This window comes from Enteractinococcus helveticum (genome assembly GCF_001657475.1).
Taxonomy (GTDB): Bacteria; Actinomycetota; Actinomycetes; order Actinomycetales; family Micrococcaceae; genus Yaniella; species Yaniella helvetica.
On the sequence record NZ_LXEY01000039.1, the window covers coordinates 1 to 437 of the forward strand.

Annotated in this window: 1 protein-coding gene; it reads left to right on the forward strand. The window is 69.8% G+C overall.

Annotation, left to right across the window (positions count from 1 at the left end; all coding sequences use genetic code 11):
* Positions 1-437, forward strand: a 437-nt coding sequence (locus A6F49_RS14420; RefSeq protein ID WP_150119520.1) for a ComF family protein, incomplete at both ends; no start/stop codon positions are given.

The following is a 437-nucleotide window of genomic DNA, read 5'->3' on the forward strand; positions in this document are numbered from 1 at the left end:
TTGTCGTTCATTGCGCCGCCCCACTGTCCCCGCCTCGGCATTCCCTTCGTCTACGATCCCGGTCCGGACCTGCTGTCCATGGAGGCGATCGCCGCACCGCCGGCCTATCATCGCGCCCGCGCCGCGGTGCGCTACGACGACACCGCCAAGACCCTGGTACACGGCCTCAAATACCAGGATCGCTGCGACCTCGCGCCGGTGATGGGGCGATGGATGGCCCGCGCCGGCCGCGAGCTGCTCGACGATGCCGACATGCTGGTTCCCGTGCCGCTGCACTGGCAACGTGCCTGGAGCCGTCGATTCAACCAGTCAGGGCTGCTGGCGCACGCGGTGGCGACACAGAGCGGCGTCCCCTTCGCGGGCGACGCGCTCCGCCGCGGCAAGGCGACCCGCCAGCAGGTCGGCCTGACCCGTTCGGAACGCGCTGACAATGTGCA